The following is a 23073-nucleotide window of genomic DNA, read 5'->3' as shown; positions in this document are numbered from 1 at the left end:
AGGACGGGTGCCTGAAGCGCCGGACACCACGGCGGCGGCGACCGTCCTGTCGGTCGTCGTACCCATGTACAACGAGGAAGAGGTCCTTCCCGCGCTGGTGAGCAGGCTGCGCCCGGTCCTCGCCGGGCTGGGCGTCGCCTACGAGGTCGTCGCCGTCGACGACGGCAGCACCGACCGCACCGGCGAACTGCTCGCCGCGTTCCGCCTCGGCTGGCCCGAGCTGCGCGTGATCGGTCTGCGCCGGAACTCGGGCCACCAGGCCGCCCTGACCGCCGGCCTGGACCGGGCGCACGGCGCGTACGTGGTGAGCCTGGACGCCGACCTCCAGGACCCGCCCGAGAAGATCCCCGAGATGCTGGACCTGGCCCGCGCCGAGGGCCTCGACATCGTCTACGGCATCCGGGCCGACCGGGCCAGCGACACCGGCTTCAAGCGGTGGACCGCCGGCCTGTACTACCGGCTCGTCCGCCGCCTGGCCGGCCCCTCCGTGCCCGCCCAGGCCGGGGACTTCCGGCTGCTCAGCCGGGCCGCGGTCGACGCGCTCAAGGCCCTGCCGGACCAGCAGCGCGTCTACCGCCTGCTGGTGCCCTGGCTCGGCTTCCCCAGCGGCCGGGTCACCTACGAGCGCGCCCCGCGCCCGGCCGGCCGCAGCAAGTACCCGCTGGGCCGGATGATCCGCCTCGCGGTGGACAGCGTCACCGGCTTCTCCGCGGCCCCCCTGCGCATCGCCACCTGGCTCGGCGGCTTCGCCTTCCTGGTCTGTCTGACCCTGATGGTCTACACGCTCGGCGCACATGCCCTGGAACACACCGTCCCCGGCTGGACCTCCCTGTTCACCGGCGTGCTGTTCATCGGCGCGGTCCAGCTGGTCTGCGTGGGCCTGCTCGGCGAGTACGTGGGCCGCATCTATACGGCCGTACAGAACCGTCCTACGTACTTCATCGGTCATGACACCGCGCACGGGGGGACCGAGGGCCGGGTGCCCGCGCCCGGCGCCGGACATGACGCGGCTCACGCAGGGGCCGCGATTCCGCCGCCCGCGGAGGCCGGAACCCCGCTACCACAAGGGTTCCCGGGGATGCGGACGTAGCCTCGGTGTGTCGGCGCCGCCGCCTTTGTTTTGACCGAAGTGATTGCGCTGGGTACGCTCAGACCTTGTGCCTGGGGTGTGCCCTGGCCCTCGTGCGTGCCTTCAACCGCACAGGGGCCTGAAAAGCGGCCACCGCAATCCGCGCCCCTTCCTGCCTCGCGGCGGAAGTCCGCGGTATTCGACACACCCGACCGCGTGGGTCGGCGACGTTCCAGGTTAGCTTCACATTCGGCACACAGAAACCGGAGAAGTAGTGCCTACGATCCAGCAGCTGGTCCGGAAGGGCCGGCAGGACAAGGTCGAGAAGAACAAGACGCCCGCACTCGAGGGTTCCCCTCAGCGTCGCGGCGTCTGCACGCGTGTGTTCACGACCACCCCGAAGAAGCCGAACTCGGCCCTGCGTAAGGTCGCGCGTGTGCGTCTGACCAGCGGGATCGAGGTCACTGCTTACATTCCGGGTGAGGGACACAACCTGCAGGAGCACTCCATCGTGCTCGTGCGTGGTGGCCGTGTGAAGGACCTGCCGGGTGTTCGTTACAAGATCATTCGCGGCTCCCTCGACACCCAGGGTGTCAAGAACCGCAAGCAGGCCCGCAGCCGCTACGGCGCCAAGAAGGAGAAGTAAGACATGCCTCGTAAGGGCCCTGCCCCGAAGCGCCCGGTCATCATCGACCCGGTCTACGGTTCTCCTCTTGTCACGTCGCTCATCAACAAGGTGCTGCTGAACGGCAAGCGCTCCACCGCCGAGCGCATCGTCTACGGTGCCATGGAGGGCCTCCGCGAGAAGACCGGCAACGACCCGGTCATCACGCTGAAGCGCGCTCTCGAGAACATCAAGCCGACCATCGAGGTCAAGTCCCGCCGTGTCGGTGGCGCGACCTACCAGGTCCCGGTCGAGGTCAAGCCCGGCCGCGCGAGCACCCTGGCGCTCCGCTGGCTCGTCGGCTACTCCCGCGCCCGTCGCGAGAAGACCATGACCGAGCGTCTGCTCAACGAGCTGCTCGACGCCTCCAACGGCCTCGGCGCCGCTGTGAAGAAGCGCGAGGACACCCACAAGATGGCCGAGTCCAACAAGGCCTTCGCGCACTACCGCTGGTAGTCGCTACCCACATCGAGACCGAGAGAAGACGAAAGCCTTATGGCTACCACTTCACTTGACCTGGCCAAGGTCCGCAACATCGGGATCATGGCCCACATCGACGCGGGCAAGACGACCACCACCGAGCGGATCCTGTTCTACACCGGTGTGTCTTACAAGATCGGTGAGGTCCACGACGGCGCTGCCACCATGGACTGGATGGAGCAGGAGCAGGAGCGTGGCATCACGATCACGTCCGCTGCCACCACCTGTCACTGGCCGCTGGCCGACGTCGACCACACCATCAACATCATCGACACCCCGGGCCACGTCGACTTCACCGTCGAGGTGGAGCGTTCGCTGCGCGTGCTCGACGGTGCCGTGACGGTGTTCGACGGCGTCGCCGGTGTGGAGCCCCAGTCCGAGACCGTGTGGCGTCAGGCGGACCGCTACGGCGTCCCCCGCATCTGCTTCGTCAACAAGCTCGACCGGACCGGTGCCGAGTTCCACCGCTGCGTCGACATGATCAGCAACCGCCTCGGCGCTCAGCCGATCGTCATGCAGCTCCCGATCGGTGCCGAGGCGGACTTCAAGGGCGTCGTCGACCTGGTCACGATGAAGGCGTTCGTGTGGTCCGCCGAGGCCACCAAGGGCGAGATGTACGACATCGTCGACATCCCGGCCACGCACACCGAGGCTGCCGAGGAGTACCGCGGCAAGCTCATCGAGGCCGTCGCCGAGAACGACGAAGAGATCATGGAGCTGTACCTCGAGGGCACCGAGCCCACCGAGGAGCAGCTGTACGCCGCGATCCGTCGCATCACCATCGCGTCCGGCAAGTCCAACGACGTCACGGTCACCCCGGTGTTCTGTGGCACCGCGTTCAAGAACAAGGGTGTTCAGCCCCTGCTCGACGCGGTCGTGCGCTACCTGCCCTCTCCGCTCGACGTCGAGGCCATCGAGGGCCACGACGTCAAGGACCCGGAGCTGGTCGTCAAGCGCAAGCCGTCCGACGACGAGCCGCTGTCGGCGCTCGCGTTCAAGATCATGAGCGACCCGCACCTGGGCAAGCTCACCTTCGTCCGGGTCTACTCGGGCCGCCTGGAGTCCGGCACCGCCGTGCTGAACTCCGTCAAGGGCAAGAAGGAGCGCATCGGCAAGATCTACCGCATGCACGCGAACAAGCGTGAGGAGATCGCGGCGGTCGGCGCCGGCGACATCGTCGCCGTCATGGGTCTGAAGCAGACCACGACCGGTGAGACGCTGTGCGACGACAAGGCGCCGGTCATCCTGGAGTCCATGGACTTCCCGGCCCCGGTCATCCAGGTCGCCATCGAGCCCAAGTCCAAGGGTGACCAGGAGAAGCTGGGTGTCGCCATCCAGCGTCTCGCGGAGGAGGACCCCTCCTTCCAGGTCCACTCGGACGAGGAGACCGGCCAGACCATCATCGGTGGCATGGGCGAGCTGCACCTCGAGGTGCTGGTCGACCGTATGCGCCGTGAGTTCAAGGTCGAGGCCAACGTCGGCAAGCCGCAGGTCGCGTACCGCGAGACCATCCGCAAGGCGGTCGACCGGCTCGACTACACGCACAAGAAGCAGACCGGTGGCACCGGCCAGTTCGCCAAGGTGCAGATCGCGATCGAGCCGATCGAGGGCGGCGACGCCTCGTACGAGTTCGTGAACAAGGTGACCGGTGGCCGTATCCCGAAGGAGTACATCCCTTCGGTGGACGCCGGTGCGCAGGAGGCCATGCAGTTCGGCATCCTCGCCGGTTACGAGATGACCGGCGTGCGCGTCATCCTGCTCGACGGTGGCTACCACGAGGTGGACTCCTCCGAGCTGGCCTTCAAGATCGCCGGTTCGCAGGCCTTCAAGGAGGCCGCCCGCAAGGCCAGCCCCGTGCTGCTCGAGCCGATGATGGCCGTCGAGGTCACCACGCCCGAGGACTACATGGGCGAGGTCATCGGCGACATCAACTCCCGCCGTGGCCAGATCCAGGCCATGGAGGAGCGTGCCGGCGCTCGCGTCGTGAAGGGCCTCGTGCCCCTCTCGGAGATGTTCGGCTACGTCGGAGACCTCCGCAGCAAGACCTCGGGTCGCGCAAGCTACTCGATGCAGTTCGACTCCTACGCCGAGGTTCCCCGGAACGTCGCCGAGGAGATCATCGCGAAGGCCAAGGGCGAGTAACGCACTCCGTTTTCACGCCGTAGGCTTGACTCCGGAGCCTCTGGGGGCAAACGGCCGCATTTCCGGCCGTTCGCCCCTGGGCCCGGGCATACCAGCAAAGATCACCCTGGCGCCGATGAAGTAGGCGTACCAGAACCACTCCCAGGAGGACCCCCGTGGCGAAGGCGAAGTTCGAGCGGACTAAGCCGCACGTCAACATCGGCACCATCGGTCACATCGACCACGGTAAGACGACCCTCACGGCCGCCATTACCAAGGTGCTGCACGACAAGTACCCGGACCTGAACGAGGCTTCGGCCTTCGACCAGATCGACAAGGCTCCCGAAGAGCGTCAGCGCGGTATCACCATCTCCATCGCGCACGTCGAGTACCAGACGGAGACGCGTCACTACGCGCACGTCGACTGCCCGGGTCACGCGGACTACATCAAGAACATGATCACCGGTGCGGCCCAGATGGACGGCGCCATCCTCGTGGTCGCCGCCACCGACGGCCCGATGCCGCAGACCAAGGAGCACGTGCTCCTGGCCCGCCAGGTCGGCGTTCCGTACATCGTCGTCGCCCTGAACAAGGCCGACATGGTGGACGACGAGGAGATCCTGGAGCTCGTCGAGCTCGAGGTGCGTGAGCTCCTCTCCGAGTACGAGTTCCCGGGCGACGACCTTCCGGTCGTCAAGGTGTCCGCTCTCAAGGCGCTCGAGGGCGACCCGGAGTGGGCCCAGACCGTCCTCGACCTGATGCAGGCCGTCGACGAGTCGATCCCGGAGCCGGAGCGCGACGTCGACAAGCCGTTCCTCATGCCGATCGAGGACGTCTTCACGATCACCGGTCGCGGTACGGTCGTCACCGGCCGTATCGAGCGTGGTGTCCTGAAGGTCAACGAGACCGTCGACATCATCGGCATCAAGACCGAGAAGACCACCACCACGGTCACCGGTATCGAGATGTTCCGCAAGCTGCTCGACGAGGGCCAGGCCGGTGAGAACGTCGGTCTGCTGCTCCGCGGCATCAAGCGCGAGGACGTCGAGCGCGGCCAGGTCATCATCAAGCCGGGTTCGGTCACCCCGCACACCGAGTTCGAGGCGCAGGCGTACATCCTGTCCAAGGACGAGGGCGGCCGTCACACGCCGTTCTTCAACAACTACCGCCCGCAGTTCTACTTCCGTACGACGGACGTGACCGGCGTCGTGACCCTCCCCGAGGGCACCGAGATGGTCATGCCGGGCGACAACACCGAGATGACGGTGGCGCTGATCCAGCCCATCGCCATGGAGGAGGGCCTGAAGTTCGCCATCCGTGAGGGTGGCCGGACCGTGGGCGCCGGCCAGGTCATCAAGATCACCAAGTGATTTTGACCTGGTAGCTCCGACTGCGAGCACCTGAGAGGGCCCGTACGACTTCGGTCGTACGGGCCCTTTCGCGTGCCCGGAGCGTTGGGGGAGGGCGTTGGGGAGGGCGTCGGGGGAGGAGCGTCGGCGGGAGGGTGCTGATGGATGTGCGACAGGTGAACCGTGGACAAACGTTCTGGTGTGTGACCTGTGAGGTGCTTGTCGCCGCCGTAGCCTGACTCGTCGGACCCCCCGACGAGGATGACTGGCTTGTCTCTCATACGCGGCGCGCAGCCGCTTCCCCCGCTCGCCGTGCAGATCCCGCTCACCGACGCCCCGCGCGGCCGCGAGCGGCGTCCCCGCCTCTACGCCCTGGACGGCATCCGCCTGCTGGCCGCGCTGCTGGTCGCGCTCCACCACTTCGCGGGCACCGACCGGGTGGACCGGCCCGGCAACCTGATCTGGGACCGCCCGGTCTCCGAGATCATGCCGACGGTGTTCCACGTGGCGACGTACGGCTGGATCGGCGTGGAGATCTTCTTCGTCATCAGCGGCTTCGTGATCTGCATGTCCTGCTGGGGCCGGACTCCCCGTCAGTTCTTCGTCTCCCGCGTGATCCGGCTCTACCCGGCGTACTGGTTCGCGGTCCTGTTCACCACGGCCGTGCTGGCTGCTGTGCCGGGGGTCTGGGAGCGGCTCCGGGCCCGGGACGTCCTGCTGAACCTGACGATGCTCCAGTCGGGCTCGGGGGTGCGCAGCGTGGACGGCGTGTACTGGACGCTCTGGTCGGAGCTGCGCTTCTACCTGCTGTTCCTGCTGGTCGTCGCGACCGGTCTGACGTACCGCAAGGTCGTCCTCTTCTGCTGTGTGTGGGGCGCGGCCGCGATGCTCGCGCCGGTGTCCCGCCTGCCCCTGCTGGACCTGGTGGCCAACCCCGAGGGGGCCTGGTACTTCATCGCCGGCCTAGCCCTCTACCTCATGCACCGCTTCGGCCAGGACCTGCTCCTCTGGGGGATCCTCGGCATGGCCTGGCTGATGGGCCAGCGCGAACTGGGCATACGGGTCGACGAGGTCGAACACGTGTCGAGCTGGCGGGGCGCGGTGCTCATCTTCACCGCCTTCCTGCTGCTGATGGTGGCGGTGGCCCTGGGCCACACCGACCGCGTCCGGTGGCGCTGGCTGGTGACGGCGGGAAGCCTGACGTATCCCCTCTACCTCATGCACTACGCGGCCGGTACGGCGATCATCAGCCGCCTGCACGACGACATGGACGCCCGCCTGCTGGTGGCGGCGGTCATCGCCGGATTCCTGGTACTGAGCTGGGCGGTACACCGGTTCGTGGAGCGGCCGTTGGCGGGGGTGGTGAAGCGCGGGCTGGAGACGGCGTTCTCGCGGGCTCGGGCTGGGGGACAGGGCGCGTGCGCGGAGACCGCGCCGGGGCGGGGCCAGGCCTGGGGGAGGGGCGTGAGGGCGGGTCGCTCCCGACGGTGCGTCATGGGTCCCGTCCCATCGATGGCGGACGCCGAGGCCTTCAGGATGCGTACTCATGTCGCTCGTGCCGCTGTACGCACGTTGCTAATCTGACCGCCGTACGCCAACTGAACACACGGGGGTTGACAGTCATGGCGCAGTCGGCAGGAGTGCCGGACATAACCGGCGGCGGGGTAGAGAGCCCCGTGGGCATGCGGTTGAACCAGATCCCGCTCGATCCCGGGGGTTCTTCCCCCGGAGGCCGACTTCCGGGCGGACAGCGGGACTTGGCGTCGTCACCCGCGCAGAAGCAGGCCGCGGCGAAGGCCATCGAGGACCACATCGAACCGGACACGAAGAAGGCCGGTGACTGGGCGGACACCGAAACCGGCGCGGCCGTCCGGGCGTTCGCGCCGAAGGACGGCGACGGGTGGATCACGTCGGGTGCGCTGAAGAAGGCCCACGAGACGTGGGACGGGCAGGTGAAGAACCTGATGAGCCGTCTCGCGTCGGAGAAGGCGGCGTTGCGGAGCACCAACACCGTGCTCCGGAACACGGACCTCGGAGTCGGGACGGACGTGCGCCGGGTCTCACCGATCGAGGGGTACTGACATGCCGACGTACCACGAGGTCATGACGACCGATCTGGCCACGCTCACGACGGCCGCCGACCGCTGGGACGGCATGGCCGGGGAGTTCCTCAAGCAGGAGAAGGCCTACCGGCGCGATGTGCACGGCATCTCGATGGGCGACACCTGGGTGGGGCTGAGCGCGTACGCGGCCGGCCGGCGTTTCGCCACCACGCTCAAGGAGTTCCAGAACGCCCAGGTCGAGGCCAAGGCGATCGCCTCGCTGCTGCGGGACGCGCACGCGCAGTTCGTCGATCTGCGCGGCAAGCTGCGGTCGGCCCGTCAGGACGCCGTCGACGCCGGGATGAAGGTGTCGGACCAGGGCGTGGTCACGTTCGACACGGAGCGGCTGAGCCGGAGCGAGTACACCGCCTACGTCCACGACCCCGACTACCAGGAGAGCAGTCGCAAGGCCGTCGCCTCCTGGCAGCAGCGGATCGACCAGCTGGTGAAGGACGTGGCAGAGGCCGACAAGGGCGTCCAGATCGCCCTCAGCGCGGTCGTGGTCGACTCCGATGTCAACGACGGCACGCTCAACGGCTTCAACGGCAAGGCCTACGGCGACATCGAGCGGTACGAGGCCGAGAAGGCGGCGGCCGAGGCGGGTCTGCGGATCAGCGGCTGGGTGTCGGCCGGCGAGTTCACGGTGACCGGACCCGGAGTCGGCTTCACCGCCGTCGGGCCCAAGTACGGCAAGGAGGGCACGGTCAAGGCGTACGCCGACCTCTTCCACCTGACCGCGAAGGGCACGTTGACCAACGGGCCGTGGAAGCTCTCCGGGATCACCGACGTCTACGGCGGGGCCCGGGCCACCGCGAACTACGGCCTCACGGACAAGGGCTTCGTCGCCAAGGCGGAGGCGTCCGCGGGCATCCGTGCCCTGGCCGAGGGCCGCGCCGAGTACGGGCCGTACGCGGGCGTCTACGGGCGCGCCGAGGGATTCGCCGGCGGGGAGGCGGGAGTCAGCCTCAAGGTGACCAAGGAGGAGGTCACCGTCGGCGCGAAGGCGTTCGCCGGGGCGAAGGGCGGCGTGGCAGGCGGCGTGGAGGTCTTCGGGGTCGGTGTCGGCGGATCGGCCGAGGGATGGAAGGGGCCCGGCGCGGAGGCCTGGGCGGGCTGGAAGAAGGACGAGGACACCGGGGTGTGGAGCATCGGCGCGGACGCGGGCCTGTCTCCCGGCGTCGGCGGCAGTCTGGGCCTCGAGATCACCGTCGACCCGGACAAGGTCTCCCAGAGCCTCGACGCCGCGGCCGACGCGCTGGGCGACGGGATCGGCGCGGTCACGGACACCGCCGGCTCGGTCAAGAGCGCCGTCAGCGGCTGGCTCTGATGTACTCCCGCTGGGAAGGAGGGCCCCAGATGCCCGCGACACTGCCGGTGCCGATCAGCTTCCGCCTGCCGGACGGCTGGCTCCCGGTCCGCCCCGAGCCGGGAGACGGGTGGGAGGCCGCCCCGGGAGTGGCCTTCGCCGCCGTGCACCCGCTACCCGACGCCGGGTTCAGCGCCAACATCACCATCGACGGCGAGATCCCGCCGGACGCGGCGACGCTGGCCGATCTCGCCGACGAGTCCGTCGACCACCTGCGCGGGATCGCCGCGTCGGTCTCGGTGGCCGCGCGCCGCGAGGTCGGCTCGGCCGAGGCACCCGCCCTGACACAGCGGCTGACCTTCTCGGCCGTCCGCGGCGACACCCGCCGAGACCTCGTCCAGTCCCAGGTGTACCTGTCCCTGGAAGATGTGGACGATCCGCACAAGCGGGCGGTGATCCGGTTGGCCCTCACGGCGACGGCGGCCCAGCACGACGCCGTCCTCGCGGACTTCCAGGAGTTCCTGCGCACGGTGCGGCCGAGTACCGGAACGGAGGCGTAGCGGTGGGGCTGTGGAGCAGATACCGGGACAGGCGAACCGGCACCAGGTACCCGGACAGCGGTATCGCTCCGCTCTCCGCCGAGCAGGTCCGTGCCGCGTTGCTCGCGGTCGACGCGGCCGGTGTCCCGTTCCTGGTGCGAGCCGCGCTTCCCGAGGAGAAGGCCGATGTCGTGGCGGAGTGGCAGGTTCCTGAGCTGCGCCTGCGGCTCAGGACGCGGATGCGGCTCGTGCCCGAGAACCACGAGGTGCACACCCTCGACGAGCGGTGGGACCGGTCGCCCGAGAGCGGCGGCAAGCGGTACGGGCGGGGACCCGGGACCAAGGTCGCCCGGCAGTGGGCCTACGAGCGGGGGCCCGACGGGCGCAGGCGCAGGGTCGAGACGTTTCGCTTCGACTCACGGGACATGCGCGACCCCCTGGTGAAGGCGGTCCTCGACGCGGGGTGGACCTGGCGCGGGGTGCTGTCCACGTGGTGACCCCGGCCCCGAGGGGGCCGGGGCAGGGGCCGGGCTGCCGGCGTGTGGGCGACCCGGGCGCCGTCCGTGGGGCCGCCGAAACCGGGCGGCCGAACCGTGGGCACCCGGAACGGGGTGGTCCGCCCGGACCGGGACGCCCCCTCGCTCAGCGGTAGCGGATCACGTGCAGCCGGTGGACGCCCGTCGCGTCCAGCGCCGCCGGGTCGCCGGTCGCGCCGTCCACCAGGATGACGCCGTCCGCCCTTCTGAAGGCGTTCACCAGCCACCCCACGGCCTCCCGCGACCTGCCGTCCGTACGGCGCACCCAGACCAGTGCCCGTGCGTCGGCGGGCAGGGCCGACAGGGCTTCGAGCGCGTCCGGCCAGTCCTCGTGCTCGGAAGCGGACAGGACGGTGCCCAGCTCCGAGAGCGTCGGCTCGAACCAGAAGGCGCGGCCGGGCCGGGGCGGGGCGGAGAGGCCCGACGAGCCGGGGTTCTCGCCCGCGTCCCAGCGAGCCAGCCACGCCCAGGGGTCCGAGTTGGGCAGGCCGAACGGCGCGGCCTCGTCCTTGGGCACGACGACCGTCGCGTCGAGCAGGGCGTCCTGCCAGTGACCGTCGCTCAGGAAGCGTTCGGTGTTGCAGGAGAAGACCCAGCCGCGCCGGATCTCGTCCTGCGCCGTCGGCGCCGCGAGGACGACCTGCCCGTCATAGGCGTCACCGAGCCAGCGGCGGGCCTTGTCGACCGCGGAGGCGAAGTCCACCGCCGGCCGCTCCCACGGCAGCCGGCGGGCTGCCTGGGCGGCGGGCGGGGCCCGGAACAGGAGCAGCTCGCGCACCGAGGAGGTGTCGAGCCGGGCGAGTGAGGACGTCACCCCGTCCAGAAGGGCGACCTGCCCCTTGTTGTTGTGCGCGTAGAGCAGGTTGCCGGTCACCTCCTGGCCGCCGATCTCCCGGCGTACCCAGACCACGCCCCGGGTGTCCGGACCCGGCTCGGCGACGGCCTTCACCACGTCGTCCCAGCTGTCGACGGGGACACGGGTGAACTCGGGAAAGTAGCGGCGCGTGAGCCTCGCCACCCAGCCCGGCGCCTCGTCGGACGGCCGCCACGGCAGGGGAGCCGACGGGGCGCCGCCGATCATGCTGTGGAGGGTGACCGTGCAGCCGCGGGAGTTGATCCGGCGGGACTGGCCCTCGACCCGGAAAGCCGCCTCCTCGGGGGAGGAGGCCGGGGCCAGGTCCGCGAGAGGATCGCTCGGCGCGGGGTGGAACGGGGTGCCGCCGTCCTTCGGCACCACCACGGAGGCCGCCAGCATCGGCGTCTGCGGATAGCCGGGCTGCGGCACCGTCCGGCAGGACATCAGCCAGGCGGTGGCGGTCTCGTGGACGGGGTGCGGGGCGGCGAGCTGGACGAGACCGCCGTAGGTGGCGGCGAGCCAGGCGGCGGCGTGGTCGTGCGGGACAGTCACTCCCTATCCCTTCTGGGGGGGCCAGTTGCCTGCGGCACGCATCTCCATGTACATCGCCACCGGAGGGAAGGTCGGGGCGAAGTGCGCAGGCGTTCCGTCGTGGGGGACGACCACGACGGACGAGAAGGGAGCCTGCGTGGAGTCACCGGTCTCGATGTGCTCCCTGAAATCGAAGCGCACGGTCCAGCCGTATGGGAATTCGACGGCGGTTTCCGGGAGCATGACGATGGAGTCCGGGCGGTCCGGATATCCCGCGGTTTTCAGGAAGTGGGCCCCCGCCAGCACGGCTTCTTCTTTGGTCACCATTTATTTGACTCCGTCGCGATAAGGGATGTGCCCGATGGAGGAGACGTTCTTCTCCAGCATTCCGAGCTGCCCGCTCTGGCCGTCGAGGAACACGACGCCGTGTTTGGTGTTCACGGCGTTGAAGACGTGTGCCGTGCCGTCCGGGCGGCTGATGTACACGGCGCTGCGGGAACCCTCGCCGCGGGCCTGGAGGTCCTTGACGATGTCATCGTAGCTGTTGACCATGTCGTAGTGGCCCTTGGCCCGGTTCGTCAGACCGAGCTGCTCGGGCGGGATGTGGTCGCCCGCCTGCTTGGGTGCGGCGCTGACCTCCGCGCCGTCCATCCTGCGGTCCACCGCGACGACATTGTGACTGCAGTTGTCCGTGTAGCCCGGCATACCGGTGTTGTTGACGTCCTTCAGCCAGGGGTATTCGCTGTCCAGGAATTCCTTGGCCGCCTTGGGATCCACGGCGTCATAGTGAATGGCCTTTTCGCCGACATGATCCGTGGATTTCGCCAGTCCGCTCCAGTCCTTCGGTGCGGAGCCGACCGCCTCGTCCCCGTATTTCAGCCCCTTGGACGCCGCGTTCGACGCACCGGCCTCCGCGCCCTCCCGCAGCCCGGTCCGCAGTGCCGTGCGTCCCAGCCCGGCTCCCTTCGTGCCGATCAGTTCCGGGAGGAGGCGGCCCACGAATTCGGAGGGGTCCTTCTTGAAGCCGTCGACGACGGCCTGGACGACGCGTTCGGGGTGGGAGGCGGTGGAGACGAGGCCGGAGAGCGTCATGCTGACGTTCTGGAGGTAGGCGGCCGGGTGGGTGAGGTTGTAGGGGTCGAGAGGGTTCAGACCGCGGACGAAGTTGAGCAGGCCCGCGGTGCCCTTGAGGGCGCCGCCGATGACGTGGGTCAGCTCGGTGTTGAGGGCCTGGTAGCCGTCGATCATGTTGCCGCCGAGCCGGTCGAGCGGCGGGGGTTCGGCGGGAGCGTGCGCGAGGGCGGCCTTGACCTGGGTCTGTGCGTCGGTGGCGGCGGAGTTGCGCTGCTTGCGGGCCTGGGCCAGCTTCTCCCGTGCGGCTCGGATGTCGTCGATACCCGGATCGTGGAACGGCCCGGGCTGCGGCCCGGGGTCCTGGTCCGCCCTGATCTTGGCGTTATAGGCGTCGACCTTCTTGTTGTAGGCCTCCACGGCCTGCACGGAGGCCTTCTTGCCCTGTTTGTAGAGTTCGACGGCCTCCTTGGCCTGGCTCTGGGCCCACTTGACCGTCTCCGCGTAGGAGTCCAGCGCCCCCGCGGCCGTCTCGCAGGCGTCCGCGGCGTGCAGCCACTTGGCGGGGTGCACGCCGAACTTCTCGCGGAAGGCGCTGCCGCCCTCGCCCTTCCAGCCGGAGGAGTCGACCTTCTTCATCCCCGTGCCGACCTTGTCGAAGGCGGCCTGGAAGTCCTTGAGGTGCTTGGCGCTCTCCCGGATCCGGGCGGGGTTGCCGTGGACGAGTTCGCCGGCCTCCTCGGTCTCGCCCAGCTGCTGCTCGCCGGGCATCGCGCCGAGGTCGGCGGCGAGTTCGTCGCCGAAGTCCTCCACCGCGTCGGCGGCGTCGTGCAGACCGACGTGGTCGAGCCCGTCACCGGCCTTGTCGGTGACGTAGTCGACGCCCTCGCCGAGCTTCTTCTTGCCCTCCTCGAAGAGGTCCTCGCCGACCTCCAGACCGGAGTTGAGGCCGTCCTTGATGTCACCGACGATGCCCATCAGCGCTCACCCCCGGCCTGCTGCGCGGCCTCGGCGGCCTGGGCGCGGGCCTCGGGCGAGGGCCCGAAGGTGTCGTCGAGCATCTGCTCGTACTCGGCGTCGGAGACCCCCAACCGCCCATGCAGGTTCTGGGGGTTGAGGCCGAGCGGACCGACCGTGTGCGAGGTCATCACGTCACGGCCGGCGTCCTTCCAGCCCTGCCCGCTGTTCGCCAGGGCCTGTTCGAAGGACTCCTTGCTGTAGTCGACGTCACCGCCCCACGCACCGGACTTGGCGATGTCGCCCCAGCCCATCCCCGTGACCTCGTCCTCGGAGGCGTACGGATTGCCGATGGCCGCGTTGGTGACCACCTTGAAGGTGCCCTCGACGTACTCCTCGGTCTCGTGCAGGGTGCCCGCGGCCAGGCCGGTCCTGACGGCGAACGCGTTGCCCTCGTTGATCAGCGAGCGCACCCCCCACTCCCAGCGCTCACAGAACGACCCGAACGTCCCGGTCAGCCCCTCGTGACCCAGGTCCAGCCCGTTCAGGGCGATGTCACCGAACCCGCGCCCGGCGCCGGCCATGCCGACCATGCCCAGTTCCTTCAGCTCGCCCAGCGCCTCGGTCAGACCCCTGGCGACCAGGTCCAGGCCCTGCGCCTTCAGATCGGGACCTCCGCCGCCCGCCACCGGCACCCAGCCGCCGGTCACCGGCACCCCGCCACCGCTCACGGGCACCCCGTCAACGCTCACGGGCACCTCCACCGCCGCTCACGGTCACCCCGCCGTCGATCACAGCCCCTCCCCCTGCCCACGGTCCACGGCCACCTCGTCCGCCACGACGCCCAGCACCGGCGGGAACACCACGCCGTCCGGGCCGTCCGCGCAGTCCAGCGCGACCCCGCAGGGCACGCCCGCCGCGGGCACCGCCACATCCAGCAGCCGGGCACCGAGAATCGTCTGGTAGACCCACTCGCGGTGGTACTCACCACGCGCCTCGGCATAACGCGCCAGCGCCTGCCCGTCGGAGAACGCCAGGATGAACCGGACGCCGTTCCAGTCGACGGTGAGCAGCCCCCGCTCGTCGTCCGGGCCGGGACCGCCGCCGAGCGGCACCAGCACCGGCGTCTCGCGGAATTCCTCCAGCAAGGCGGTGAACCGCCGCCGACGGGCCTCGACCTCGGGGTCATGCGACGCCGGAGCGACTACGGGCTCGGCTGCGGGCTCCGGTGCCGGCCGTGGGTCCGGCCCGGCGAGCGGCGCTCGCTCCTCGGCCCGGTCCTGCGGGGAGACCGCCATCTCCGCGTACTCGGCCAGCCGTGACCTGGGGACGCTGCTCTTCCCCGGCGGCTCGCCTCCCGTGTCCCTGTGTTCTGTGCCCCCGTGTTCAGACATGCCGACGATTATGGCGGCCGCGCGTGAGGGGGTGGAGTCCGGGCCGGGAACGCACAACGCCCCTACGCGACCTCCACACAGGGGTCACGAGTCGCCGTCGCGCCTCGCGTTTGACCTGCGTCACGTCCGGGGTATTGTCTCCGGCTCGATTGGCGGAGGGGCTGCCCCATATGGCAGACTGTCCGAGTTGCTCGGTCGAGTGTTGATGCTGCGCGCCTCCCGCCGGGAGGACTGGAAGCGAGTCCCACAGTACTCGTCGCCCTAACTGCCTCACGGCAGCGCTGGGGCGGACGTACGGGAATCTTCCGGGAAGCGTGGGCGCGACACCGATCAGGCACCCGGTGGGCCTTCCGCCCTCGGTCTGCGGTTCCGGTAGGGCCGTGTGCATTCCCCGCAGGGATGTTCGAACGTGGGACATCCGTGTCAGTGGGAGGGCGACACACCCGACCGCGTGGGTCGGAGAACGGTAAGGGGCCGACCAGGTCCAGAGCGTTAGAAGAGACAGGACTACTGAGTAGCCATGGCGGGACAGAAGATCCGCATCCGGCTCAAGGCCTACGACCACGAGGTCATCGACAGCTCGGCGAAGAAGATCGTCGAGACGGTGACGCGTACTGGTGCGTCGGTCGCGGGCCCGGTGCCGCTGCCCACTGAGAAGAACGTGTACTGCGTCATCAAGTCGCCGCACAAGTACAAGGACTCGCGCGAGCACTTCGAGATGCGCACGCACAAGCGCCTGATCGACATCCTCGACCCGACGCCCAAGACCGTTGACTCTCTGATGCGACTCGACCTCCCGGCCGGTGTCGACATCGAGATCAAGCTCTGAGGGCCGGTGATCTGAAGATGACAAAGCAGATCAAGGGCATCCTGGGCGAGAAGCTCGGCATGACGCAGGTGTGGGACGAGAACAACCGTGTTGTTCCCGTCACCGTCGTCAAGGCCGGACCCAACGTCGTCACCCAGGTCCGTACGAACGACGCCGACGGTTACGAGTCGGTCCAGATCGCCTTCGGCGAGATCGACCCGCGCAAGGTGAACAAGCCCCTCAAGGGCCACTTCGCCAAGGCCGACGTCACTCCCCGCCGCCACCTCGTCGAGATCCGTACCGCTGACGCCAGCGAGTACACCCTCGGCCAGGAGATCACCGCTGAGGTGTTCGAGGCCGGCATCAAGGTCGACGTGACCGGCAAGAGCAAGGGCAAGGGCTTCGCCGGTGTCATGAAGCGTCACAACTTCAAGGGCCTCGGCGCCGGACACGGCACCCAGCGCAAGCACCGCTCCCCCGGTTCCATCGGTGGCTGTGCCACCCCGGGCCGCGTGTTCAAGGGCCTCCGCATGGCGGGTCGCATGGGCAACGAGCGCGTCACCACCCAGAACCTGACCGTCCACGCCGTTGACGCGGAGAAGGGTCTGCTGCTCATCAAGGGCGCGGTTCCCGGTCCGAACGGCGGCCTCGTCCTGGTCCGCACCGCGGCCAAGGGGGCCTGAGGTAACCGATGAGCACTGTTGACATCCTTTCGCCTGCAGGCGAGAAGACCGGTAGCGTCGAGCTCCCCGCGGAGATCTTCGGCGTGGAGAAGATCAGCATTCCGCTGATCCACCAGGTCGTCGTCGCGCAGAACGCCGCTGCCCGTCAGGGCACGCACAAGACCAAGCGCCGCGGTGAAGTCCGTGGTGGCGGTAAGAAGCCGTACCGCCAGAAGGGCACCGGCCGCGCCCGCCAGGGCTCGACCCGCGCGCCGCAGTTCGCCGGCGGTGGCGTCGTCCACGGCCCGCAGCCGCGTGACTACTCGCAGCGGACCCCGAAGAAGATGAAGGCTGCCGCTCTGCGTCACGCCCTCACCGACCGGGCCCGCCACAACCGGATCCACGTCGTCACCGGCGTGATCGAGGGTGAGACTCCGTCCACGAAGTCCGCTCGGACGCTGTTCGGCAAGATCTCGGAGCGTAAGAACGTGCTCCTGGTCATCGACCGCTCCGACGAGGCCGCGTGGCTGTCCGCCCGCAACCTGCCCCAGGTGCACATCCTGGAGCCGGGCCAGCTGAACACGTACGACGTGATCGTCTCGGACGACGTGGTCTTCACCCAGGCCGCTCTCGAGTCCTTCGTCGCCGGCCCGAAGGCCAACGACACCGAAGGGAGTGACGCCTGATGGCTACGCGTCACCCGAGCATCGCCCCCAAGGCTGCGAAGGCCGCCAAGGCCGCGCGTCTCGCGAAGGCCCGCCGCCACGCCGCCGAGGGCAAGAACACCGTCGTCACCGCGCCCAGCAAGGCGTACACGGATCACCGTGACGTGCTGCTGAAGCCGGTCGTGTCGGAGAAGAGCTACGCGCTTCTCGACGAGAACAAGTACACGTTCATCGTCGACCCGAACGCCAACAAGACCCAGATCAAGCAGGCCGTCCAGGCGGTCTTCTCGGTCAAGGTCACCGGGGTCAACACGATCAACCGCCAGGGCAAGCGCAAGCGCACCAAGACCGGTTTCGGTCAGCGCGCTGCGACCAAGCGCGCGATCGTGACCCTCGCTGAGGGCGACCGTATCGACATCTTCGGCGGTCCGACCGCGTAAGCGGGTCGGATCGTCCGATATCGGACGAGGACTGAGAAATGGGAATCCGCAAGTACAAGCCGACTACGCCGGGCCGTCGTGGCTCCAGCGTCGCCGACTTCGTCGAGGTCACGCGGTCCACGCCGGAGAAGTCGCTGGTCCGCCCGCTGCACAGCAAGGGCGGCCGTAACAACGCCGGTCGTGTGACCGTTCGCCACCAGGGTGGCGGACACAAGCGCGCCTACCGAGTGATCGACTTCCGTCGTCACGACAAGGACGGCGTGCCGGCGAAGGTCGCGCACATCGAGTACGACCCCAACCGCACCGCGCGCATCGCGCTGCTGCACTACGCGGACGGCGAGAAGCGCTACATCCTCGCCCCGCGCAACCTGCAGCAGGGTGACCGCGTCGAGAACGGTCCCGGGGCCGACATCAAGCCGGGCAACAACCTGGCGCTCCGCAACATCCCGGTCGGTACCACGATCCACGCGATCGAGATCCGTCCGGGTGGCGGCGCCAAGTTCGCCCGCTCCGCCGGTGCTTCCGTGCAGCTGCTCGCGAAGGAGGGCACCATGGCCCACCTCCGCATGCCGTCCGGTGAGATCCGCCTGGTCGACCAGCGCTGCCGCGCCACGGTCGGCGAGGTCGGCAACGCCGAGCAGAGCAACATCAACTGGGGCAAGGCCGGCCGCAAGCGCTGGCTTGGCGTCCGCCCGACCGTCCGCGGTGTGGCGATGAACCCGGTTGACCACCCGCACGGTGGTGGTGAGGGCAAGACCTCCGGTGGTCGCCACCCGGTCTCCCCGTGGGGTCAGAAGGAGGGTCGTACTCGTTCGCCGAAGAAGGCTTCGAACAAGTACATCGTCCGCCGCCGCAAGACGAACAAGAAGCGCTAGGAGCGGGTTTAGATGCCGCGCAGTCTCAAGAAGGGGCCCTTCGTCGACGACCACCTGATCAAGAAGGTGGACGTACAGAACGAAGCCGGTTCCAAGAACGTCATCAAGACCTGGTCCCGTCGCTCGATGATCATCCCGGCCATGCTCGGCCACACGATCGCGGTGCACAACGGCAAGACCCACATTCCGGTGTTTGTCACCGAGTCGATGGTCGGCCACAAGCTCGGCGAGTTCTCGCCGACGCGCACCTTCCGGGGTCACGTCAAGGACGACCGGAAGTCGAAGCGCGCTAACGCGGGGTGGAATCGACCATGACAGACACTGGAAGGACAACCATGGAAGCCAGGGCCCAGGCGCGGTACATCCGCGTTACGCCCATGAAGGCCCGCCGCGTGGTGGACCTTATCCGTGGCATGGATGCCACGGAGGCTCAGGCGGTCCTGCGTTTCGCCCCGCAGGCCGCGAGCGTGCCGGTCGGCAAGGTGCTTGACAGCGCCATCGCCAACGCCGCGCACAACTACGACCACACCGATGTCGACAGCCTCGTCATTTCCGAGGCGTACGTCGATGAGGGCCCGACCCTGAAGCGGTTCCGTCCGCGTGCCCAGGGCCGCGCCTACCGGATCCGCAAGCGGACCAGCCACATCACCGTGGTCGTCAGCAGCAAGGAAGGAACCCGGTAATGGGCCAGAAGGTTAACCCGCATGGGTTCCGGCTCGGCATCACCACGGACTTCAAGTCCCGTTGGTACGCCGACAAGCTGTACAAGGACTACGTCAAGGAAGACGTCGCCATCCGTCGGATGATGACGTCCGGCATGGAGCGCGCCGGCATCTCGAAGGTGGAGATCGAGCGCACCCGTGACCGCGTGCGTGTGGACATCCACACCGCTCGTCCGGGCATCGTCATCGGCCGCCGTGGCGCCGAGGCCGACCGCATCCGCGGCGACCTCGAGAAGCTCACGGGCAAGCAGGTCCAGCTGAACATCCTCGAGGTCAAGAACCCCGAGACGGATGCCCAGCTGGTCGCCCAGGCCGTTGCCGAGCAGCTCTCCTCCCGCGTCTCCTTCCGCCGCGCCATGCGTAAGAGCATGCAGTCGGCGATGAAGGCCGGCGCCAAGGGCATCAAGATCCAGTGCGGTGGCCGCCTCGGTGGCGCCGAGATGTCCCGCTCGGAGTTCTACCGCGAGGGCCGCGTGCCCCTGCACACGCTCCGCGCGAACGTGGACTACGGCTTCTTCGAGGCCAAGACGACCTTCGGCCGCATCGGTGTGAAGGTCTGGATCTACAAGGGCGACGTCAAGAACATCGCCGAGGTCCGTGCCGAGAACGCCGCTGCCCGCGCCGGCAACCGCCCGGCCCGTGGCGGTGGCGGCGGCGCCGACCGCCCGGCCCGTGGTGGCCGTGGCGGCGGTGGCGAGCGGCGCGGTCGCAAGCCGCAGCAGGCTGCCGGTGCCGAGGCCCCCAAGGCCGAGCTCCCGCCGCCGCTCCGGCTGAGAGCACCGGAACGGAGGCCTGACCGACATGCTGATCCCCCGTAGGGTCAAGCACCGCAAGCAGCACCACCCGAAGCGCCGCGGTCAGGCCAAGGGTGGTACGACGGTCGCGTTCGGCGAGTACGGCATTCAGGCCCTCACGCCGGCGTACGTGACCAACCGCCAGATCGAGGCGGCTCGTATCGCGATGACCCGCCACATCAAGCGTGGCGGCAAGGTCTGGATCAACATCTACCCGGACCGCCCGCTCACGAAGAAGCCTGCCGAGACCCGCATGGGTTCCGGTAAGGGTTCGCCCGAGTGGTGGATCGCGAACGTGCACCCGGGTCGGGTCATGTTCGAACTGTCCTACCCCAACGAAAAGATCGCCCGTGAGGCCCTCACTCGCGCAGCCCACAAGCTGCCGATGAAGTGCCGGATCGTCAAGCGCGAGGCAGGTGAAGCGTGATGTCGGCCGGTACCAAGGCGTCCGAGCTGCGCGAACTGGGTGACGAGGAGCTTCTCGCGAAGCTCCGCGAAGCCAAGGAAGAGCTGTTCAACCTCCGCTTCCAGGCGGCGACCGGTCAGCTCGAGAACCACGGTCGGCTGAAGGCCGTCCGCAAGGACATCGCGCGGATCTACACCCTGATGCGTGAGCGCGAGCTGGGCATCGAGACGGTGGAGAGCGCCTGATGAGTGAGAACAACGTGACTGAGCAGACTGCAGAGGCCCGCGGCTTCCGCAAGACCCGTGAGGGTCTCGTCGTCAGCGACAAGATGGACAAGACCGTCGTCGTCGCCGTCGAGGACCGCGTCAAGCACGCGCTGTACGGCAAGGTCATCCGCCGTACGAACAAGCTCAAGGCTCACGACGAGCAGAACGCTGCCGGCGTCGGCGACCGTGTCCTCCTCATGGAGACGCGTCCGCTGTCCGCCACGAAGCGCTGGCGCGTCGTCGAGATCCTCGAGAAGGCCAAGTAGGCGGTTCCCGCAAGGGAACCTCCACCAGTACGCCTGCGGGCAACCCCGCAGGACAGTTCCGCCAGGCTCGGCAGGGGCTCCCCTCGTGAAGAGGCGGCCCCTGCCGGGAACCGGCAGACAAACAGGAGATAGACGTGATCCAGCAGGAGTCGCGACTGCGTGTCGCCGACAACACTGGTGCGAAGGAAATCCTTTGCATCCGTGTGCTCGGTGGCTCCGGTCGCCGCTACGCGGGCATCGGTGACGTCATTGTCGCCACCGTCAAGGACGCGATCCCCGGTGGCAACGTGAAGAAGGGTGACGTCGTCAAGGCGGTCATCGTTCGCACCGTCAAGGAGCGCCGCCGTCCGGACGGCTCGTACATCCGCTTCGACGAGAACGCCGCCGTCATTCTGAAGAACGACGGCGACCCTCGCGGCACCCGTATCTTCGGCCCGGTCGGCCGTGAGCTGCGCGAGAAGAAGTTCATGAAGATCATCTCGCTCGCGCCGGAGGTGCTGTAAGCATGAAGATCAAGAAGGGCGACCTGGTCCAGGTCATCACCGGTAAGGACAGGGGCAAGCAGGGCAAGGTCATCGCGGCCTTCCCCCGTGAGGACCGTGTCCTGGTCGAGGGTGTCAACCGGGTCAAGAAGCACACCAAGGCCGGCCCCACCGCCAGCGGTTCCCAGGCCGGCGGCATCGTGACCACCGAAGCCCCCATCCACGTGTCCAACGTTCAGCTGGTCGTGGAGAAGGACGGCAACAAGGTCGTCACGCGTGTCGGTTACCGCTTCGACGACGAGGGCAACAAGATCCGCGTTGCCAAGCGGACGGGTGAGGACATCTGATGGCTACCACCACCACTCCGCGTCTGAAGACGAAGTACCGCGAAGAGATCGCGGGCAAGCTGCGTGACGAGTTCAAGTACGAGAACGTCATGCAGATCCCCGGCCTCGTCAAGATCGTGGTCAACATGGGTGTCGGCGACGCCGCCCGTGACTCGAAGCTCATGGACGGTGCCGTCCGTGACCTGACCACCATCACCGGTCAGAAGCCGGCCATCACCAAGGCCCGGAAGTCCATCGCGCAGTTCAAGCTGCGCGAGGGTCAGCCGATCGGTGCTCACGTCACGCTCCGTGGCGACCGCATGTGGGAGTTCCTGGACCGCACCCTGTCGCTGGCGCTTCCGCGCATCCGCGACTTCCGCGGCCTGTCCCCCAAGCAGTTCGACGGCCGTGGCAACTACACCTTCGGTCTCACGGAGCAGGTCATGTTCCACGAGATCGACCAGGACAAGATCGACCGCGTCCGGGGTATGGACATCACCGTGGTCACCACGGCGACCAACGACGCTGAGGGCCGTGCGCTCCTTCGTCACCTCGGCTTCCCCTTCAAGGAGGCGTGAGCGAGATGGCGAAGAAGGCTCTGATTGCCAAGGCTGCTCGTAAGCCCAAGTTCGGAGTACGCGGCTACACGCGCTGCCAGCGCTGCGGCCGTCCGCACTCCGTGTACCGCAAGTTCGGCCTGTGCCGCGTGTGCCTTCGTGAGATGGCTCACCGTGGCGAGCTGCCGGGCGTGACCAAGAGCTCCTGGTAATCCCGTAATTCGGGATTCCTGAGCTCTCGGTAAGTAAAGGGCAGTGTCAGGTGCCCGTCCCTCCATGGCGTAGGCTAGGAGGGTTGGGCGCCTGACGCCCGTACGACTTACTACGCCGTAGGTCCACCGCGCCGCACCCGTCCCGTCTCGGATCGGGGAGAGGGATGGCGCACCAGGAAACCCCGGCGAGAGAGGCCACAGGCCAACTCATGACCATGACTGATCCGATCGCAGACATGCTGACGCGTCTGCGGAACGCGAACTCGGCGTACCACGACTCCGTGACGATGCCGGCATCGAAGATCAAGTCTCACATCGCGGAGATCCTCCAGCAGGAGGGCTTCATCACGGGCTGGAAGATCGAGGACGCCGAGGTGGGTAAGAACCTCACCCTCGAGCTGAAGTTCGGTCCGAACCGTGAGCGCTCCATCGCGGGCATCAAGCGGATCTCCAAGCCCGGTCTCCGGGTTTACGCGAAGTCCACCTCCCTGCCCAAGGTGCTGGGCGGCCTCGGCGTGGCGATCATCTCCACGTCGCACGGTCTCCTCACCGACAAGCAGGCCGGCAAGAAGGGCGTAGGCGGAGAAGTTCTCGCCTACGTCTGGTAGCGGAAGGGA

30 protein-coding genes and 1 pseudogene are annotated in these 23073 nt (G+C 68.2%); 26 read left to right on the top strand and 5 right to left on the bottom strand.

Annotation, left to right across the window (positions count from 1 at the left end; all coding sequences use genetic code 11):
* The first annotated feature begins 7 nt into the window (after positions 1–7).
* The 10 genes from BM536_RS31795 (at position 8) to BM536_RS31750 (ending at position 10127) form a co-directional block, all read left to right on the top strand.
* A complete protein-coding gene (locus tag BM536_RS31795; protein WP_073491911.1) occupies positions 8–1090 on the top strand; it encodes a glycosyltransferase family 2 protein in 1083 nt (360 codons plus the stop codon).
* A 253-nt stretch (positions 1091–1343) separates the two neighbouring features.
* A complete protein-coding gene (gene rpsL / locus BM536_RS31790; RefSeq protein ID WP_003948652.1) occupies positions 1344–1715 on the top strand; it encodes a 30S ribosomal protein S12 in 372 nt (123 codons plus the stop codon).
* Between the two features lie 3 nt (positions 1716–1718).
* Complete coding sequence (gene rpsG, locus BM536_RS31785) at positions 1719–2189, top strand: 30S ribosomal protein S7 (RefSeq protein WP_030788318.1); 471 nt, start codon at positions 1719–1721, stop codon at positions 2187–2189.
* Positions 2190–2228: 39 nt separating this feature from the next.
* Entirely contained in the window at positions 2229–4355 is a 2127-nt protein-coding gene (gene fusA / locus BM536_RS31780; RefSeq protein ID WP_073491912.1) for an elongation factor G, read from the top strand.
* Between the two features lie 155 nt (positions 4356–4510).
* Positions 4511–5704 carry an elongation factor Tu gene (tuf, locus tag BM536_RS31775; RefSeq protein WP_073491913.1) on the top strand — a complete coding sequence of 398 codons (1194 nt, stop codon included), beginning with the start codon at positions 4511–4513 and terminating at the stop codon, positions 5702–5704.
* A 258-nt stretch (positions 5705–5962) separates the two neighbouring features.
* Complete coding sequence (locus tag BM536_RS31770; protein WP_425444710.1) at positions 5963–7267, top strand: acyltransferase family protein; 1305 nt, start codon at positions 5963–5965, stop codon at positions 7265–7267.
* A 173-nt stretch (positions 7268–7440) separates the two neighbouring features.
* A complete protein-coding gene (locus BM536_RS31765; protein WP_342748852.1) occupies positions 7441–7764 on the top strand; it encodes a hypothetical protein in 324 nt (107 codons plus the stop codon).
* A 22-nt stretch (positions 7765–7786) separates the two neighbouring features.
* Positions 7787–9112 (top strand): hypothetical protein, encoded by a 1326-nt coding sequence (locus BM536_RS41940; RefSeq protein ID WP_211362986.1) that lies wholly within the window; start codon positions 7787–7789, stop codon positions 9110–9112.
* A 29-nt stretch (positions 9113–9141) separates the two neighbouring features.
* Positions 9142–9651 (top strand): hypothetical protein, encoded by a 510-nt coding sequence (locus tag BM536_RS31755; protein ID WP_094103795.1) that lies wholly within the window; start codon positions 9142–9144, stop codon positions 9649–9651.
* A 2-nt stretch (positions 9652–9653) separates the two neighbouring features.
* Positions 9654–10127, top strand: coding sequence for a hypothetical protein (locus BM536_RS31750; RefSeq protein ID WP_073491916.1), 474 nt, complete (start codon positions 9654–9656; stop codon positions 10125–10127).
* 145 nt (positions 10128–10272) lie between these two features.
* Here BM536_RS31750 and BM536_RS31745 read toward each other — a convergent pair whose 3' ends face one another.
* From BM536_RS31745 to BM536_RS31725, 5 genes are read right to left on the bottom strand one after another with little or no spacing between them, the layout of a single operon-like run.
* Positions 10273–11574: a YrhB domain-containing protein gene (locus BM536_RS31745; protein WP_079274917.1), complete on the bottom strand. Its 1302-nt coding sequence runs from the start codon at positions 11572–11574 to the stop codon at positions 10273–10275.
* A 3-nt stretch (positions 11575–11577) separates the two neighbouring features.
* Positions 11578–11880, bottom strand: coding sequence for a YrhB domain-containing protein (locus tag BM536_RS31740; RefSeq protein ID WP_073491917.1), 303 nt, complete (start codon positions 11878–11880; stop codon positions 11578–11580).
* On the bottom strand, positions 11881–13602 hold the full coding sequence (locus tag BM536_RS31735; protein WP_079274918.1) for a putative T7SS-secreted protein: 1722 nt from the start codon (positions 13600–13602) through the stop codon (positions 11881–11883).
* On the bottom strand, positions 13602–14333 hold the full coding sequence (locus tag BM536_RS31730; protein ID WP_342748851.1) for a hypothetical protein: 732 nt from the start codon (positions 14331–14333) through the stop codon (positions 13602–13604). The genes BM536_RS31735 and BM536_RS31730 overlap by 1 nt, the downstream gene beginning before the upstream one ends.
* A gap of 39 nt (positions 14334–14372) precedes the next feature.
* Positions 14373–14975, bottom strand: coding sequence for a hypothetical protein (locus BM536_RS31725; RefSeq protein ID WP_073491918.1), 603 nt, complete (start codon positions 14973–14975; stop codon positions 14373–14375).
* A 520-nt stretch (positions 14976–15495) separates the two neighbouring features.
* Between BM536_RS31725 and rpsJ the strand changes: the two genes are divergently transcribed.
* The 16 genes and pseudogenes from rpsJ (at position 15496) to rpsH (ending at position 23064) form a co-directional block, all read left to right on the top strand.
* Positions 15496–15804 (top strand): 30S ribosomal protein S10, encoded by a 309-nt coding sequence (gene rpsJ / locus BM536_RS31720; protein WP_003948644.1) that lies wholly within the window; start codon positions 15496–15498, stop codon positions 15802–15804.
* A 17-nt stretch (positions 15805–15821) separates the two neighbouring features.
* Entirely contained in the window at positions 15822–16466 is a 645-nt protein-coding gene (gene rplC / locus BM536_RS31715) for a 50S ribosomal protein L3 (RefSeq protein WP_073491919.1), read from the top strand.
* Between the two features lie 8 nt (positions 16467–16474).
* Positions 16475–17131, top strand: coding sequence for a 50S ribosomal protein L4 (gene rplD, locus BM536_RS31710; protein WP_073491920.1), 657 nt, complete (start codon positions 16475–16477; stop codon positions 17129–17131).
* Entirely contained in the window at positions 17131–17550 is a 420-nt protein-coding gene (gene rplW, locus BM536_RS31705) for a 50S ribosomal protein L23 (protein WP_073491921.1), read from the top strand. Before rplD ends, rplW begins: the two co-directional genes overlap by 1 nt.
* Before the next feature lie 38 nt (positions 17551–17588).
* Positions 17589–18425, top strand: coding sequence for a 50S ribosomal protein L2 (gene rplB / locus BM536_RS31700; protein ID WP_030039757.1), 837 nt, complete (start codon positions 17589–17591; stop codon positions 18423–18425).
* Positions 18426–18437: 12 nt separating this feature from the next.
* Positions 18438–18740 carry a 30S ribosomal protein S19 gene (gene rpsS, locus BM536_RS31695; protein ID WP_094103794.1) on the top strand — a complete coding sequence of 101 codons (303 nt, stop codon included), beginning with the start codon at positions 18438–18440 and terminating at the stop codon, positions 18738–18740.
* Between the two features lie 20 nt (positions 18741–18760).
* Positions 18761–19108, top strand: a complete 348-nt coding sequence (gene rplV / locus BM536_RS31690; RefSeq protein WP_026252021.1) for a 50S ribosomal protein L22 — start codon at positions 18761–18763, stop codon at positions 19106–19108.
* Positions 19108–19943, top strand: a pseudogene (gene rpsC / locus BM536_RS31685) (30S ribosomal protein S3). Before rplV ends, rpsC begins: the two are co-directional and overlap by 1 nt.
* Positions 19944–19948: 5 nt before the next feature.
* On the top strand, positions 19949–20368 hold the full coding sequence (gene rplP, locus BM536_RS31680; RefSeq protein WP_004927269.1) for a 50S ribosomal protein L16: 420 nt from the start codon (positions 19949–19951) through the stop codon (positions 20366–20368).
* Positions 20368–20592 carry a 50S ribosomal protein L29 gene (rpmC, locus tag BM536_RS31675; protein WP_003998824.1) on the top strand — a complete coding sequence of 75 codons (225 nt, stop codon included), beginning with the start codon at positions 20368–20370 and terminating at the stop codon, positions 20590–20592. Before rplP ends, rpmC begins: the two co-directional genes overlap by 1 nt.
* Complete coding sequence (rpsQ, locus tag BM536_RS31670) at positions 20592–20879, top strand: 30S ribosomal protein S17 (RefSeq protein ID WP_009327090.1); 288 nt, start codon at positions 20592–20594, stop codon at positions 20877–20879. The genes rpmC and rpsQ overlap by 1 nt, the downstream gene beginning before the upstream one ends.
* Positions 20880–21013: 134 nt before the next feature.
* A complete protein-coding gene (rplN, locus tag BM536_RS31665; RefSeq protein ID WP_003998823.1) occupies positions 21014–21382 on the top strand; it encodes a 50S ribosomal protein L14 in 369 nt (122 codons plus the stop codon).
* A 2-nt stretch (positions 21383–21384) separates the two neighbouring features.
* Entirely contained in the window at positions 21385–21708 is a 324-nt protein-coding gene (gene rplX, locus BM536_RS31660) for a 50S ribosomal protein L24 (RefSeq protein WP_073491922.1), read from the top strand.
* Positions 21708–22265 carry a 50S ribosomal protein L5 gene (rplE, locus tag BM536_RS31655; RefSeq protein WP_053753925.1) on the top strand — a complete coding sequence of 186 codons (558 nt, stop codon included), beginning with the start codon at positions 21708–21710 and terminating at the stop codon, positions 22263–22265. The genes rplX and rplE overlap by 1 nt, the downstream gene beginning before the upstream one ends.
* Before the next feature lie 5 nt (positions 22266–22270).
* On the top strand, positions 22271–22456 hold the full coding sequence (locus tag BM536_RS31650) for a type Z 30S ribosomal protein S14 (protein ID WP_003948630.1): 186 nt from the start codon (positions 22271–22273) through the stop codon (positions 22454–22456).
* 209 nt (positions 22457–22665) lie between these two features.
* A complete protein-coding gene (gene rpsH, locus BM536_RS31640; RefSeq protein WP_073491923.1) occupies positions 22666–23064 on the top strand; it encodes a 30S ribosomal protein S8 in 399 nt (132 codons plus the stop codon).
* The last annotated feature ends 9 nt before the right edge of the window (positions 23065–23073 follow it).

The organism is Streptomyces phaeoluteigriseus (genome assembly GCF_001896135.2).
GTDB lineage: Bacteria > Actinomycetota > Actinomycetes > Streptomycetales > Streptomycetaceae > Streptomyces > Streptomyces phaeoluteigriseus.
The sequence above is the reverse complement of the archived record's forward strand: the minus strand, read 5'-3'. Positions and strand labels throughout refer to the sequence as shown.